Raw genomic sequence first — 15,021 nt, forward strand, 5'->3', positions numbered from 1 at the left:
TCGATAGCGAAAACGCCGATCAGCCCGGCAGGGCGGGGGCGAGCTTTTCCTGCGCCCAAGCACGGAAGCCGATCGGGCTGCCGACCAGCGCGGTCAGCGGGCCGGTGTCGTTCTCGGCGGGCTTGGTGGCCAGCCACTTGTAGAGATCGACGCCCTGCGGCCAGTGTTCCTCGATCGCGGCCATCGGCACTTCGACTGCTACGGCCGGTCTGCCGGCGATCTCTCCGATCGTGGCCGCCATCTGCGCGGTGCTGCCGACATCGCCGACGAGATCGATTTCGGCGTTGCGATAAGCATCGGGGTTGGCGAACACCGCGGCCGCGGCGCGGCCGATATCGTCCGAGCAGACCAGCGCCAGCGGCACATCGGTCGGCATGGCCATGGCGACGACCAGCGTGCCGTCGTTCTCGGTCACGGGGAAATATGTCAGGAAGTTGTCCATGAACCACGCCGGGCGCAGGATCGTGGCATCCAGATGCAGTTCGGCGATGCGTTCCTCGATCGCGCGCTTGCCGCCCACCGACAGCACGCCCCTGGAACCGCCGATCTGGGCCGACTGGTAGATGAAGTGCCCGGTGCCGACTTCGCGGACGCTTTCCGCGACCATGATGCCCTGGATGGCCTGGCCGATGTCCCAGCGATCCTGCAGCGAAGGGCCCGAAAAATAGACTGCGTCCGAACCGCTGATGGCGGCGCGCAGCGCGACGCGGTCCTCCATGTCGGCGGCCACCGGCTCGGCACCCAGCGCGGCGACCGCGCGAGCCTTGTCTCCGGTGGTGTCGCGGGTGACCGCGCGGACGTTCCAGCCTGCGTCCAGCATGGCGCGAACCACGCCGCCGCCTGCCGTGCCGGTTCCGCCGAATACCGTTACCGTGCCTGAACCCATGACCATGTTCTCCCGATGTGCCGCCCTGCGGCTTTTGCGGTGCCCTCTATGGACGAGGCGAGATTGCGACGCAACAATACCTGACCGATAGAACAGGAAATTTGCCATGATCCGCCGTCGCGCGGGATCAGGAGCTAGAAATTCACCGCAAAACCGCGATGCAATGTTGACTTATTGGTCAGGGATGCGAACTTCCCCGGTAAATATCGGCCCGATTGTGGAGCTGACCGGAGAGGAGTGGATCATGACCGATAGCCGTCAGATCGCGAAGGCGTTTTTCGACAAGTTGTGCTCGGGTGATTTCATGGGCGGGTTCGCCACGCTCAGCGATGATGCGACCTGGACGATCATCGGGGATACCCCGCTGTCCAAGCATTTCACCAAGGATCGGTTGATTTCGGACATGATCCCGATGCTTTCCACGTTCAAGGAACCCGCGCAGATGGCGGTCCAGGAAATCATCGCGGAAAACGATCGCGCCGTGGTGATTGCCAGCGTGAAGGGCGTCGGCCCCTATGGGCCTTACGTGCAGAATCCCTACTGCTTCATCCTGCGCACCCGCGACGGGCAGATCACCGAAATCGTCGAGTACCTCGATACCGTTGCGGTCGAAACCGCGCTGGTGGGCCGCAAGCTCGTTGACGCGAACGCCTGAGCGCAATCTCCCGATACAAGGATACGATGATGTTTGATCTCACCGGCAAGTCGATTGTCGTGACCGGCGCGGCGTCCGGCATTGGCGCGGGCACCGCGCAGCGCCTGCGGCGCGCCGGGGCGAATGTGCTGATCGGCGATCTCGCCGATGGAGCGGCGCAGGCAGCGGAATGGGGCTGCGCGTTCCAGCGCACCGACGTTTCGGACCCGGCGCAGATGACCGGGCTGCTGGACAAGGCGGTGGAACTGCATGGCGGGCTTGACGTCCTGGTCAACAACGCCGCCGCCGCCGGTGTCCACAATATGGCCGAGGCCGACGAGGCGCGGGCGGAACGCTATTTCCGGATCAACGCGATGAGCGTGCTGGTTGGCATGCGCGAGGCGGTGAAGCGGATGAAGCCCGGCGGCGCGATCGTGAACATCGCCTCGCTTTCGGGTGCGCGCGGTACGCCGGGCTGGGGCGAATACGGGATGAGCAAGGCGGCGATCATTTCCGCCACGCAGACCGCCGCGCTGGAATTCGGCCCGCTCGGCATCCGGGTCAACGCGATCAGCCCCGGCGGGATCGCCACGCCGCTGTCGATCTCGATCAACGGCGATGCACTGACCCGCGCACTGGAAGTGCTGACGCCTGCGGGACGCGAAGGCCAGCCTGACGATATCGCCGCCGCCGTTCACTTCCTGGCAAGCAGCGATGCGAGCTACATCACCGGCCAGAACCTGTTCGTCGATGGCGGCTGGTCGATCGGGACGACCGTGCAGACGATCGGCAAGATACTGAGCTGATCGGCCGCAATACAAAAGGGCCCGGTTGCAGCGATGCAACCGGGCCCTTTTTTACGTCCGTGTCCGGCCGGTCAGCCGATCAGTTCGCCGATCTGGCGGATGATGCCGGGATCGGCTTCAAAGCCCGAACCCAGGAACCATGCGCGCTGGCGTTCGATGGGCAGGGCCATCGCATCGACTACGATCGCGCGCACGGCGGGCCGATCCGCAGCGTCAAGCCCATCGATCAGCGCCGAGATCGCGCCGTGCAGTGCGGCGCGGGCTTCCTCGATGTCCTGATTTTCGATCGCGGGGTCGGCCAGCGCGGCTTCAAGTGCCGCAGTTGGTGCCTTGAGCGTTTCGGTCGCAACGACCGCGTCAAGCCTGGCAGCCAGATCCAGCGCATCACGCGACATGGCCCGAATGAACCGCCGGGTAATCGGCAGGTGCTGGCGCACCATGCCAAGCGTCGCGATTGACAGGTGCAACTGTTCCGCGGCGATCTTTTCGTCCAGCTTGAGGCCCGGGGCCACGGCTTCCTGCAGGGCCTTGATGACCATCTGCAACTGGAGGTCGGAATCGGGAACCATCAGATTACCTCCTTGAGCGTGCGGCGCAGTTGTTCGATGAGCGGGAAGCTGACCATGGCCAGCCAGCCGACAACGATGTCCTGGTGCGTCTTGGCTGCGTGCGCCACGCGATAGCCGGTGCCGAGGCAGATCGCGATCGACATGTAGTTGCACAGCACGCGGTAGTAGGTCAGGCGTTCGCGATCGACCGTCAGCCCGGACAGGCGCTCGTAGGCAGCCAGATATTCCTCGTAAGGCAGCATGCCGCAGATCAGGCGCTCGGTGCCTTCCTCGTTGAAGTGGCCGAACGAATCCATCATCGACCAGGCCAGGTCCTGGTGCCGGTCGCCCAGCAGCGCCAGTTCCCAATCGAGCCAGGCGGTGATCTCGTTCGTGTCCTCGTCGTAAAGGAAATTGCCGGCGCGGCAGTCCCCATGGACAAGGCTTACATGGTCGAGCGGGGGCGCATTGGCGATCAGCCAATCATAGGCGACATCCATCAGCGGCTCGTCCTGACGGCGGTCTTCATCCCAAACGCGACGCCACCAGTTAACGAAACGGATCACGCTTTCGTTCGAACCTACTTCGGCCTTGTCATAGCTCGGCAGCTTGTCGGCCAGTTCGGCACCGATGCGGTGGAAGCGACCGATCTGCTCAAGGAACTGCTCGGCGATCGTCGCGCGCAAGTCCGGCCCGTAGTTGAGGCCGATCCCCGTCACCTGCTGGGAGGTGAGGTTCGAGGGCTTGGTCACGCCCTGGGCGAAGCCGTAGATCAGCGCCGGATGTGGCAGATGTTCGCCTTCGGCATCGACCCAGAAGCACGGCGGCACCGGCACCACGCCATCCAGCGCCTGGAGCAGCTCGAATTCACGCTTGCGGCTGGTTTCCACCACCGATTCGGTGGGCTCCATGCGCAGCACCATCGGCGACTGGCGGCGTTCGCCGTTCTCGGTCCAATCGAGGTCGAAGGCGACCTGGATCTTGGAGGCCCCGCCGGTTAGCCAGCGGGGATTTGCGATGGTGAAATCATCGCCGACGTTGGCGCGGATCAGGCTGGCCGTTGCGGTGACCAGCTCGTCCAGCGTGTGGGCGGCGTAACGCTCACCATTACGGCGCAGGCGCATCTTGCGGGTCAGCGTGCGGTCGATCTCGGTCTCGACCGGGAAACGCGCGCGCATGCGTTCGATGAAGGCATCATCGGGGCAATCGCGAATGTCTGTAGCTTGCATGGGGTGGGGATTTTCCGTCTGGAGTTGAAGATGGTGTCGATCAGCCCAGTTCGATGACAACCTTGCCGAGGTGCGAGGCCTTGCGCAGATATTCGAAAGCGTCACCCGCCTTTTCGAACGGGAAGCTGCGATCGATGACCGGCGCGATGCCGTGCGTTTCGAGCGCGGCGGCCAGGTTTTCGAAATGCTGGCGTGAGCCGACCATGATGCCGCGCACCAAGAGGCCGCTGACGAGGATGGCGAGCGGATCGATGGTGCCTTGCGCGATCACGCCGACCATGGCGATCTCACCGCCACGGCGCAGCGCTGCCATGGTTTGTGCCATGGTGCCGGGGCCGGCGCTGTCGACCACCTTGTCGACCCCGCGCCCGCCGGTCAGCGCGCGCACGCTGGCACCCCAGTCGGCATCCTTGGCGTAGTTGACGACATGGTCCGCGCCCATTGCGCTGGCGCGTTCGCCCTTGGCGTCGCTGGACGTGGTAATGATGACCTTCGCCCCGCCAGCCTTGGCCAGTTGCAGCGCCCAGATAGCGACGCCGCCGGTGCCCAGTGCCAGCACGGTCGATCCCGGCTGGATCGGTTCCTTGCCGTAAAGCGCGTTCCAGGCGGTAACCGCTGCGCAGGGCAGGGTGCTGGCATCGGCATAGCTCATGTGCGCGGGGATGCGCACCAGCCCGGCTTCATCGACGACGATGTATTCGGCCAGCACGCCGTCGATCCCGCCGCCCAGCGCCGATCCGGCGTCGGCGTCTGCCATGTCGCCGCCGATCCAGCTCTGCATGAAGATCGGGCACACCCGATCGCCGACGGCAAGGCGGTTGCAGCCTTCACCGAGTTCCACGATCTCGCCCGCACCGTCAGAAAGCGGCACCACCCGTTCGGGCATGGCGACGGGATAGAGCCCGTCCACCATCAGCAGATCGCGGAAGTTGAGCGAAAAGGCCTTCATGCGCAGCAGCACCTGGCCCCTGCCGGGCGTGGGAACGGGGCGGTCTTCAAGCTGAAGGCCGGCAACGCCCTTGCCGGGCTGGATCGTGTAGGTGCGGTTCTGCGTCATTATGGTATCCTCTCAGGCAGCGGTGTAATCGAAGATCACTTCTTCGTCAGCAAGGAACGCGCTGATCTTGGGCGGGTCGATGAACTGCTCCTCATCCGCCTGAAGCAGCCGGCTCGCCTCCTGTCCTTCCGGGGTTGCAAAGGCGGCCTGCATCGCTTCCTCGCTTTCCCACCACACTTCGGTCAGCCCGTCCGGCGGGCGTTTCCAGCCGCGGCCTTCACCGAACGCCTCGATCTCGGGAGAGACGCGTTTGTGGCTCTGGATATAGCGCACGAAGCCCATCGCCTTGGCATGCTTGCGCACCAGCGCGCCGTGTTCCACCAGCCACCGCTCGCGGAACTGCTCGTCGGTCATTTCCGGCTTCTTCCAGACTTCCACCACCATCTTTATCATTATCGTTCTCCTTAGATCGAGTAGCCGCCATCGACGATCATAGGCGCCCCGGTCATGAACTTGGACATGTCGGAAAGCAGGAACATCGTCGCGTTGGCGATGTCCTCCATTTCGCCGAAGTGGCCGATCACGTGGCGCTGGCGCAGGCCTTCGAGCGCTTGCGAGAACACCGGATCGGCGATCAGTCCGCGTGCCATCGGCGTCATGATGAAGCCGGGGCAGATGGCGTTGACGCGGATCCCCAGCGGCCCGCCGTCGCAGGCAACGGCCTTGGTCAGGCCGACGACGCCGTGCTTGGCGGCGACATAGTCCGAAGCGTTGATCTGGCCGCGCAGGCCCGAGGAAGACGCCGTGTTGACGATGGAACCGCCGCGCGTATCCTTCATCACCCGGAATTCATGCTTGATGCAGTAGAACACGCCGACCAGATCGATCCCGATCACCGCGTTGATATCGTCGGCGGTCAGTTCGTGGATCGGCTTGTTGCGCATCTCGATGCCGGCGTTGTTCATCGCCCCATCCAGCTTGCCGAACAGTTCGACCGCCTTGTCCACCGCGGCGGAAACGCTGGCTTCGTCAGCCACGTCGCAGACCTGGAAGTGCGCCTCGCCGCCGGCATCGCGGATCGCCTGGGCGACCGCTTCGCCAGCGTCCACCGAACGATCGGTGACGAGGACGCGGGCACCGTTGGCGGCGAAGGTTTCGGCGCACTGCTTGCCGATGCCGGATGCGGCACCGGTGATGAGGATGGACTTATCGTTGAGCATTCGGGCGTTTCCTTGAAGGGAGGCAGGGTCAGCCGGCGGTGGCCGCCGACGGTTGCTAATTCAGGTGGCGGGCGCGCTGCCGGTCATCGCGTCAGCCGGGGAACAGGCCGCCATCCACGATCATCTCGCAGCCGGTGACATAGGAGGCGTCGTCCGAGCAGAGGAACAGCGAGGTACGCGCGATCTCCTCGGGATTGCCGATGCGCTTCATCGGGATCGAGGTGCGGATCATCTCGCGTTCTTCGGGCAGCATCGTCGCCAGTTGCGGGGTGTCGATCATGCCGGGATAGATCGAATTCACGCGCACGCCCTTGTCGGCATATTCCTGCGCCGCCGCCTTGCTCATGCCGCGGATGGCCGATTTTGCACCGTGGAACGAGAAGCAGGTGACGGTCGACATCATCGCCAGCACGGACGAGATGTTGACCACCGAACCGTTGCCGCTGGCGCGCAAATGCGGCATCGCCGCGCGCATGCCCAGCCAGGTGCCGGTCTGGTCGATCGAGACGATGTGGTTCCAGCCCTCCATCGTCTCATCCTCGACCCCGCGCATGTGGTTGAGGCCGGCGTTGTTCACCAGTGTGGTCAGCCCGCCAAACGTATCGACCGCCTGCGCCACGGCAGCGGCCCAGGAATCCTCGCTGGCGACGTCATGCTCGATTGCGATGGCGACACCGCCCGCGGCGACGATTTCAGCGACGACCGATTCGGCCGCGCCGAGACGGATGTCGGTCACCGCCACCTTTGCGCCTTCGGCCGCGAAAACGCGGGCATGGGCAGCGCCGATGCCGCTGCCGCCGCCGGAAATCAACGCCACCTTGCCAGCCAAGCGGCCTTTGCCTTCGGTCATTCACCTCTCCATGGGAAGTCTGAATTGGCAGCGTCCGGGCACGCTCCGTGCACCGTCGCCATTCTGCGCCCAAAACAGACCAAAAGGTCAGCATGAGTCAAGCCCAACCTTGCTGACCGGGCAATAGGGGCTGCAAGACGAGGCGTCGGTATATGTGGCGATCTGCGGCCGCCGGGTTGACGCGGCCGCTTCAGTATCGCAAGTTGACCATATGGTAGATGAATGCCAAGGCGAGCTATGCCAAGCATCGCCGTCCGGCGAAATCGAGGCGGGCAAGCCTTAGGTAAGGGGAGAATGAATGGCGCAGATCGATGTCCCGGTGCTTATCGCCGGCGGCGGGCCGGTGGGTATGACGACGGCCCTCAACCTGGCGCGTTACGGAATCCGCTCCCTGCTGGTCGAGCGCAATCCGACGACCACGCGCCATCCCAAGATGGACCTTACCAACGGCCGCAGCATGGAGCTGTTCCATCGTCTCGGGCTGGATGAAAACCTGCGCGATGCCGGCGTGCCGCGCGAAAATGCGTTCGACATCCTGTGGATCACCTCGCTGGTCGGGCACGACCTGCACCGGTTCCACTATCCGTCGGCCGCCGAGAAGACCGATATCATCCGTGCCGAGAATGACGGCAGCCATGGCGCACAAGCGCCGCTCCGCGTCAGCCAGATACAGATCGAGCCGGTCCTCAAGAAGGCCATCGACGAAAATCCGCTGATCGACGTGCGGTTCGGCACCCGCTTCGACAAGCTGGTCGAGAACGGTCCCGATGGCGTCATCGCTGAAATCGTCAACGAGGCGACCGGTGAGAGCGATACTGTCCACTGTCGCTTCCTCGCCGGCTGCGACGGCGGCGGCAGCCGCGTGCGCCGCAACCTGGGCATTCAGCTCGACGGTGAGGAAAACGTCGCCGGGGCGTTCATGGTCCACTTCCGCACCGATGATCGCGCGCTGCTCCAGCGCTGGGGCCCGGTCTATCACCTGCAATCGGGCATGGGCACGATTATCGCCCAGAACGACCATGACGTCTACACGCTCCAGGCCTGGCTGCTGCCGGGGATGGACCCATCGACGATGACCCCCGAAGGCGTGTTGGAAGGCTGGATCGGTACCCATTTCGATTATGAGGTGCTGCAGGCCAACCCGTGGCATGCCCACTTCGTGGTGGCTGAGAAGTACCGTGACCATAGCGTGTTGCTCGCCGGTGACGCCGCGCACCAGTATATCCCGACCGGCGGCTACGGGATGAATTCGGGCATCGCCGATTCGGCCGCCATTTCCTGGGTTCTGGCCGCCAATCTCCTTGGCTGGGGCGGCGACAAGCTGCTCGATGCCTACGATCTTGAGCGTCGGCCCACCGCTTGGTGGCACCTAGAGGCGTCGCGTCGCCACATGGGCGTGCGCCAGCAGATCACCATGCTTTATATGGAGGCTGGCGACGTCGAGGAGGAAGGTCCGGAGGGCGATGCCCGCCGCGCTGACCTCGCCGCCAAGATCGCCGCCCTCGGCAATGCCGAGAACGAAAGCTGGGGCGTCGAATTCGGCTATCGCTACGATCAGTCGCCGGTGGTGGCCAAGGAGGGCGATGCACCTGCGATCGATCCGATCACCTATACCCCATCGACCTGGCCCGGCGCGCGCCTGCCGCACGTCTTCCTTGCCGATGGCGTGGCCCTGCATGACAAGCTGGGCGTGTTCTGGACCCTCGTCGCGCTGGAGGACAGCGATACTGCCGCGATCGAGGCTGCCGCCGCCGAACAGGGCGTACCGCTGCAGATCCTGCGCCTCAACCAGCCGGAACTGCGGCCGATCTACGAACGTAACCTGCTGCTCGTCCGTCCTGACCAGCACGTCGCCTGGCGCGGCGATGCCCTGCCGGACGACAGCGCTGCCCTGCTGGCGCTGGTCTGCGGCCGCTGAACCCATCCAGGCCGGCCCCCGGCGGTTTCGCACCGTCGGGGGCCGGCTTCGTTTTTTGACCGGAGATTGAACCCGTGCAGCCCGAAAAGAGCCCCGAGGAATACTGGAAGGCCAACGACAACGAGCGTTGGAACCAGAGCGTCTATTTCAATTTTTACGATCCTGCCCAGCGCACCGGCTGCTTCATCCGCGTCGGCATCCTGGAAAACCTGCAGGAATCGAACAACTGGTTCTCGTTTTTCCGCGACGGCAAGCCGCTGTTCACCCGCCTCAACATGAACCTGCCCTACACCGACAAGCGTCTGGGCGAGGGTGACGGGCTTCAGATCGCCGGCATGCGCGCGCGTTCGCTCGAGCCGATGAAGAAGGTCCACATCACCTTTGACGAGCGCGATTTCAAGGTGGACCTGATGTGGGAAGCGATCCTGCCGATGCAGGACGCCATCAATCTGAGCGCCGGTGGCGAAGATGATGCCTTTGCCAAGAACATCGCCCACATTCACATGGAAGGCACCTGCCGCGTTACCGGCACGATCACCCTTTCTACCGGCGAGGTGATCCCGATCGACGGCAAGGGCTTCCGCGATATCGCGGTGGGCCCGCGCAACTGGGACGGGCTCAAGCACTACCGCCTCGCCTGGCCGATCTTCGACAACGGCCTTGCCCTCGTCGCCACGCATGGCCAGTCGACCACCGGGCAGGATGCCTACATCAAGATGGCCGGCAAGAACGGTCGCTGGATCGCGGTGTCCAAGGTCGAGGACAAGAACTTCTACGAAGCCGACGAGATGACGCTGGAGCGCATGGAGTGGCGGGTTACCGACGAAGAGGGCGACGTTCACGAATTCACGGCGCGCTCGCTGTTCCGCTGGACTTTCCCTTTCGACACCTATGCGCTGACCGAGCACATGATGGAATTCACGCTGGCCGATGGCACCAAGGGGTATGGACTGGGCGAATGCGGTTTCCGCTTCCCCTGGGGCGGTAACGGAGAAGACTGAAATGGCATTCGATCCCGCCAGCCTGGTGCGTCCGGAAATGGCTATCGATCCCGTGCACGACGGGCGGCACACGCTGCCCGATCTGCCGCTGATGCGCGAATCGATCCCTTACTGCGTGGTCATTCCCGAGCACGAGATCGCATTGTTCACTTACACCTATGTCGACAAGGACGGCGATGCCGGCGCTGCCGTAGGTGTGTGGGGCCGGGGGCTGGATGGCCCGCCGATCTTCGAGCGACTGCCCAACCGCAAGGTGCCGGCGGACATGGGCTTCGACAACTGGCAGATCGATGGCTTCACCATGAAGCAGGACCTGGCCTTCAACCGCGCCGAAATCGCCTGGAAGAACGAGCAGGCGGAAATCGCCTTTACCTATGAGGCCTTCCACCCGCCTTATTCCTATGCGACGCACAAGGACGGCTGCCCGGCCTATGCCGCGAACGATCGCATCGAACAGAGCGGGCGCTGCATCGGCACGCTGAAGATCGGCGATCGGGTGATCGAATTCGATACCCCCGGCCACCGCGATCATAGTTGGGGCCGCCGCGACTGGGACGCGCTGCATTATTACCGCTGGTTGCAGTGCCAGGTGGGGACCAGCCATTCGGTCCACTTCTGGGAATTCTACGCGCTGGGCAAGCGGGCGGTCCGCGGTTACGTCTACAAGGACGGCAAGATGGCCGAGATCACCGAACTCGCGGTCGACTGGCAGGGCGACAACAAGCTCGACCAGACCGCGTTCCAGTGCGACGTGGTCGACGAACTGGGCCGCCGGACGCGCGTCGAAGCCGAGGTTTTCGGCGTGTTCCCGCTGCCGGCTGCGGAAAACTTCGTCCTTAACGAAGGTGCCGCGCATATTCGTATCGATGGCCAGATGGGTAGCGGCTGGATGGAGATGGGCTGGCCGATCTCCTATCTCAAGCACATCGCGCAAACCGGCGCATACTGATCCCGTAAGACAAACAGAAAGGCCGGCACCGAAGCCCTCGGTGCCGGCCTTTCTGTTGTCTGGAGCGCAGCAGATTATTCAGCCGGCAGGAATGCTCCCAAAGCGTTGATGACCACGCCGGTGTCGAAATATTCCTTGTAGTATACCAGCTTGCCGTCGCGATATTCGTGCACACCGACGTACATCTGGTCGTAAATCGCGCCTTGCGGCTCTCCATAACCACGATATTCGACCAGCACGCGGTAAGGATCGGCCAGAGGCGTCACCACCACCGAATTGAATTTGACGTCGAACACTTCCGCAGCGGTGCGGAACATCTCCAGCGCATCTTTCCCGTGCAGTTCGGTAGGCATGCGGACGGTTCCCGCAAACGGCAAATCCATGTGCAGGTCCGGTGAAACCATGGGCCAGAACGAGTCCATGTCCTTGCCGAATGCCGCCATCAGCTTTTCGGCCGCAGCGACCGTGCGGTCGCTGGTCGCCTTTTCGAATTCTGCCATATCGTTATTCTCCCATCAGATTTCAGGCCAGCGCCTCGCGCACGGTTTCGGCGTGCACCCATTTCTCGAGCTGGTGCAGCGAATGGCGGATCATCACTTCGCCGTCCTGCAGGACCATATGCTCCTTGGCACCCGAATTGATTCCTTCCTGCGTGCGTTCGGTGTTGCCGACGTCCTCCAGCAGGATTTCGCCCAGGCGCGCGATATAGTGCTCCTGCTGCAGCCGGCTCCACACGTCGGGTGCGTCGGGGATGTGGAAGCGGGCCTCCCAGCGCGTTTCGTTGACGCTGACCGGCCAGAAGTGGTGCGTCCAGAAGCCGCCGGGCGAAACGTCGAACTGGAAGTGCGGGAACAGCCAGGTCACGTCCACCGCCCAGCTTCCCGACTTGGTCGGGTTGATCGCCGGATGCTTGAGGAACACTTCGGTATCCTCAAGGCTGGCAGCGCTCAGCACGTTGCCGGTGGCGATGTTGCTGTAGAACAGGCGTTCCACCTGCGATCCGATCGGCGGCACGTATTCGGGATTGCCGTAAGTCGACACCGAACGATGCGGGCCCCATGTCTGCGCGCTGATCGGGCGGGCGAACGGGTTCTCGTTGCTGGCGAAGGTGGAACCGATGGTTTCGGGATGGATCGCCGGGATATGGTAGGTTTCGGCGAACGCGTCGGCGATGACCTTCCAGTTGGCCTTGAGGTGCGACACGAACAGGATCGACTTATCCGAGTGCGGATAGGGAATGCCGGTATAGATCTGGCCGAAATCGCCGAGGAACTCGGTGAGCGACACTTCGGGGACCGGCTGGAGGTTGATGAAGATCCACCCCTCCCAGGTCTCGCACGCCACCTTGGTCAGGCCGCAGCGCTTCTTGTCGAAATCGAAGAAGTTCTTCTCGTCCGGCACGCCGATCAGCGCGCCGTCGTTCTTGTAGGTCCAGTTGTGATACCGGCACACGAACCGCGAGGCGTTCCCGCCACGGTCGAGCACGACCTTGTTCGAGCGGTGCGAGCAGACATTGTGGAACGCGCGCACGCCCTCGCGGGTGCGGGTGACCAGGATTTCAGCCTTTGCCACTTCGATCGTCTGAACGAAATAGTCGCCCGGGTTACCGATCCGTTCTTCACGACCGAGGCACAGCCAGGCGCGCTTGAAGACCTGCTCAACTTCCTTCTCGAACCACTCCTGCGAACGATAAGGCTCCAGCGAGACCGGGCCTTTGCCAAGTCCGGCCAGTTCGGTCAGGTTGGTCTTCTCGGCGCGAAAATCAGCGACCTGATCGTTCATGCGTTACTCTCCTTGAAGGCGGTTGGCGCTCTCAGGGCGCATCACCCGCTCGGCCGGTGTTATCCGAAAATGGCGGGGGCTTCGACCAGCCGGACTTCGTGCGGCCAGGGGGTAAAGGGCGCGCGTGGCTGGCGATGCAACTCGGTAGCCATCGATGCATGGGCAAGCGCCAGCAGCAGTTCCATCAGCGTGCGATCGGCACCCTCCAGATCGACAATCTGCCGCCCTTCAAGGTGGGCGATGGCCTGCGGCGCGAGGGCGAGCATGGCATTATAGAACGTCTCGATGTCGTCCATCGAAGCATTCTCGCGCCGCTCGCGCCGTTGCTGCACCCCCGCGACGGCCCAATAGCCGACGAAGGGCTCGAGTGCTTCGAAGCCCGCCGGCAGCACCGCGCCGCTCATGCCGGCACCGTCTGGGTAACCGGCTTGCCAAGCACGGTGGAGAGCACTTGCGCCAGCGTGGCGGCCGGATCGGCCACAGCATCGGCCCCGCGCCAGGCGACATGCTGGTCCGGCCGGACGATAAGCGCGCCGCCGGGCTTGAGGCCCGAAACGGTGGCCCAGCGATCACCGGTGGTCCGGTAATCCTCGCCAACGCTGACGACATCGATCGTAAGGCCACCGGCCTCGGCAGCGGAAGCAGCGGCATCGGCCCATTTGCCGGCGGGTCCGTTCGTGAACACGGTGAAGCGGTCCAGGCGGGTGAGGTCGAGGGTGGAGACTTGCCGGCCGTCCTTTTCCAGCCAGACATGGGCCAGGCGGTGGCCCGGCCGCATGGTCGGCACGTGCGTATCGCCCAAGAGGCCGCGCGGGGGTGGTTCGGTGCCGTCGGGGATGATGGCCCCCTCGTCGTAGCGGAAGCCGATCTCGATGTCGTGGGCCTGGAATTCGGCGCGCTGGGTGCCGACCACTTCCTTTACCATCTGGCGGCGGGCAGCGCCTTCGGGCGTGTCCGAAAACAGCTTGTGGTAGGCGGCCACGTTGAATTCGACCGGCGCACCCGGCATCAGGCCGATCGCGGCATCGATGGTCAGGTGGTTCTGGAAAGTCATCATCGCCCAGGCGATGTTGTTGGCAGCGACCGGGCGGCGTTCCGGCTCGTAGCTGTCGAGCAGGCTCGGGTCGGCCTCGCCCTTAAGCACGGCGGCCAGCTTCCACGTCAGGTTGTGGGCATCGCACACCGCGCTATTGAGTCCGAGGCCGGTGGTCGGCGGGTGGCGATGCGCGGCGTCGCCGGCCAGGAAGACGCGGCCTTCGCGATACTTGCGGGCGAGCACGCCCTGCACCTTCCAGTCGTTCATCCGGATGACCTTGACGTCGAGATCAGGGATGCGCAGCAGCTTGCGGATTTCGGGGATCGCGCTTTCCGGGTTGAGCGGGCCGGCGGCGTCGGGCGGGAACGCGAAGTGCATCAGCCACTCCTCGCTGCCCTTGCCGAAGGTCTTGGGGCCCAGCGCCACCATCACGCCGCTGCCCCACGAGCCGCCCTTCTCGGGGTTGGTGAACCAGCGGATCATTACCGATTCGTCTTCGATATAGTCCGACAGGTCGGCGGCGAACCACACCGTCACCATGTCGATCAGACGCGGTATGCCGTCCATCTCGATGCCGAGCGCGGGGCCGACCATGCGTCCGCCATCGGCGGCGATCATGTACTGCGCGCGCACTTCGTAGATTTCGCCGGTATCGCGGTTTTCGACCTGGGCGGTCACGCCGGTATCGTCCTGCGTGAAGCTCTTCACTTCCTGGTGAAAACGGATCTGCGAGGTGGGGTAGGTCTTCAGGTGTTCCAGCAGCAGCGGCTCGATATACATCTGCGCGAAGTTCGCGGAGCGCACCGGGCTGTCGGCCTGATAGGCGTCCTTCAGCGAATGCCCGCCGAACGCGTCGATGATGCCGATCTGCTTGCGGTCCAGCGGGCCGTCACCGCCCAGGCTGGTGTACCAGCCCACGCGCGACATGTTCTCGGCCGGGGTGCTGTTGGCATAGATATAGTCCGCCAGCCCTTCCTCGCGCAGGATCTCCATCGTGCGCTGGTTAAGGTAGTGGGCCTTGGGGGCGGGCGAGGTTGCCGGGTAGCGTTCCAGAACCAGGCATTCGATACCGAGGCGGCCCAGCAGATTGGCGCTGGTCAGGCCGCAGCCCGCTCCGCCAACGATCAATACCGGGACTTCGATGTGCGCCATGTGAAAACCTCTC

16 protein-coding genes are annotated in these 15,021 nt (G+C 63.9%); 5 read left to right on the forward strand and 11 right to left on the reverse strand.

Annotation, left to right across the window (positions count from 1 at the left end; translation table 11 throughout):
- Positions 1-19 precede the first annotated feature (19 nt).
- The gene (locus tag IE122_RS00510; protein WP_189619139.1) at positions 20-886 is read right to left on the reverse strand and encodes an NmrA family NAD(P)-binding protein; all 867 of its coding nucleotides are present in this window, start codon (positions 884-886) and stop codon (positions 20-22) included.
- Between the two features lie 244 nt (positions 887-1,130).
- Here IE122_RS00510 and IE122_RS00515 point away from each other — a divergent pair, with 244 nt between their 5' ends.
- Together IE122_RS00515 and IE122_RS00520 are read left to right on the forward strand one after the other, a co-directional pair.
- Positions 1,131-1,541: a nuclear transport factor 2 family protein gene (locus IE122_RS00515; protein ID WP_189619140.1), complete on the forward strand. Its 411-nt coding sequence runs from the start codon at positions 1,131-1,133 to the stop codon at positions 1,539-1,541.
- 29 nt (positions 1,542-1,570) lie between these two features.
- Positions 1,571-2,326: an SDR family NAD(P)-dependent oxidoreductase gene (locus tag IE122_RS00520; RefSeq protein WP_229813600.1), complete on the forward strand. Its 756-nt coding sequence runs from the start codon at positions 1,571-1,573 to the stop codon at positions 2,324-2,326.
- 71 nt (positions 2,327-2,397) lie between these two features.
- Here the strand turns inward: IE122_RS00520 and IE122_RS00525 are convergent, their stop codons facing one another.
- The 6 genes from IE122_RS00525 to IE122_RS00550 all read right to left on the reverse strand — a co-directional run bounded on the left by IE122_RS00525 (position 2,398) and on the right by IE122_RS00550 (position 7,170).
- Positions 2,398-2,895, reverse strand: a complete 498-nt coding sequence (locus IE122_RS00525; RefSeq protein WP_189619142.1) for a hypothetical protein — start codon at positions 2,893-2,895, stop codon at positions 2,398-2,400.
- Positions 2,895-4,103, reverse strand: a complete 1,209-nt coding sequence (locus IE122_RS00530) for a phosphotransferase family protein (RefSeq protein WP_189619143.1) — start codon at positions 4,101-4,103, stop codon at positions 2,895-2,897. The genes IE122_RS00525 and IE122_RS00530 overlap by 1 nt, the downstream gene beginning before the upstream one ends.
- A gap of 40 nt (positions 4,104-4,143) precedes the next feature.
- Positions 4,144-5,160: a zinc-dependent alcohol dehydrogenase family protein gene (locus IE122_RS00535; RefSeq protein WP_189619144.1), complete on the reverse strand. Its 1,017-nt coding sequence runs from the start codon at positions 5,158-5,160 to the stop codon at positions 4,144-4,146.
- A gap of 12 nt (positions 5,161-5,172) precedes the next feature.
- Positions 5,173-5,553, reverse strand: a complete 381-nt coding sequence (locus IE122_RS00540) for an EthD domain-containing protein (RefSeq protein WP_189619145.1) — start codon at positions 5,551-5,553, stop codon at positions 5,173-5,175.
- Positions 5,554-5,564: 11 nt separating this feature from the next.
- On the reverse strand, positions 5,565-6,320 hold the full coding sequence (locus IE122_RS00545; RefSeq protein WP_189619146.1) for an SDR family NAD(P)-dependent oxidoreductase: 756 nt from the start codon (positions 6,318-6,320) through the stop codon (positions 5,565-5,567).
- 91 nt (positions 6,321-6,411) lie between these two features.
- Positions 6,412-7,170: an SDR family NAD(P)-dependent oxidoreductase gene (locus tag IE122_RS00550; protein WP_189619147.1), complete on the reverse strand. Its 759-nt coding sequence runs from the start codon at positions 7,168-7,170 to the stop codon at positions 6,412-6,414.
- A gap of 298 nt (positions 7,171-7,468) precedes the next feature.
- On the opposite strand from IE122_RS00550, the gene IE122_RS00555 reads away from it, so the two are divergent.
- The 3 genes from IE122_RS00555 to IE122_RS00565 all read left to right on the forward strand — a co-directional run bounded on the left by IE122_RS00555 (position 7,469) and on the right by IE122_RS00565 (position 11,038).
- Positions 7,469-9,088 carry an FAD-dependent monooxygenase gene (locus IE122_RS00555; RefSeq protein WP_189619148.1) on the forward strand — a complete coding sequence of 540 codons (1,620 nt, stop codon included), beginning with the start codon at positions 7,469-7,471 and terminating at the stop codon, positions 9,086-9,088.
- A gap of 74 nt (positions 9,089-9,162) precedes the next feature.
- A complete protein-coding gene (locus tag IE122_RS00560; RefSeq protein ID WP_189619149.1) occupies positions 9,163-10,089 on the forward strand; it encodes a DUF7064 domain-containing protein in 927 nt (308 codons plus the stop codon).
- 1 nt (position 10,090) lies between these two features.
- Entirely contained in the window at positions 10,091-11,038 is a 948-nt protein-coding gene (locus tag IE122_RS00565) for a DUF7064 domain-containing protein (RefSeq protein WP_189619150.1), read from the forward strand.
- Between the two features lie 74 nt (positions 11,039-11,112).
- On the opposite strand, the gene IE122_RS00570 is transcribed toward IE122_RS00565, so the two are convergent.
- The 4 genes from IE122_RS00570 to IE122_RS00585 are packed head-to-tail and all read right to left on the reverse strand — an operon-like array spanning position 11,113 to position 15,008.
- Positions 11,113-11,538: a nuclear transport factor 2 family protein gene (locus IE122_RS00570; RefSeq protein ID WP_189619151.1), complete on the reverse strand. Its 426-nt coding sequence runs from the start codon at positions 11,536-11,538 to the stop codon at positions 11,113-11,115.
- Positions 11,539-11,560: 22 nt separating this feature from the next.
- Positions 11,561-12,820: an aromatic ring-hydroxylating oxygenase subunit alpha gene (locus IE122_RS00575; protein WP_189619152.1), complete on the reverse strand. Its 1,260-nt coding sequence runs from the start codon at positions 12,818-12,820 to the stop codon at positions 11,561-11,563.
- 59 nt (positions 12,821-12,879) lie between these two features.
- Positions 12,880-13,224 carry a hypothetical protein gene (locus IE122_RS00580; RefSeq protein ID WP_189619153.1) on the reverse strand — a complete coding sequence of 115 codons (345 nt, stop codon included), beginning with the start codon at positions 13,222-13,224 and terminating at the stop codon, positions 12,880-12,882.
- Complete coding sequence (locus IE122_RS00585; RefSeq protein ID WP_189619154.1) at positions 13,221-15,008, reverse strand: FAD-dependent monooxygenase; 1,788 nt, start codon at positions 15,006-15,008, stop codon at positions 13,221-13,223. The genes IE122_RS00580 and IE122_RS00585 overlap by 4 nt, the downstream gene beginning before the upstream one ends.
- Positions 15,009-15,021 lie beyond the last annotated feature (13 nt).

This window comes from Novosphingobium colocasiae (genome assembly GCF_014652555.1).
Taxonomy (GTDB): domain Bacteria; phylum Pseudomonadota; class Alphaproteobacteria; order Sphingomonadales; family Sphingomonadaceae; genus Novosphingobium; species Novosphingobium colocasiae.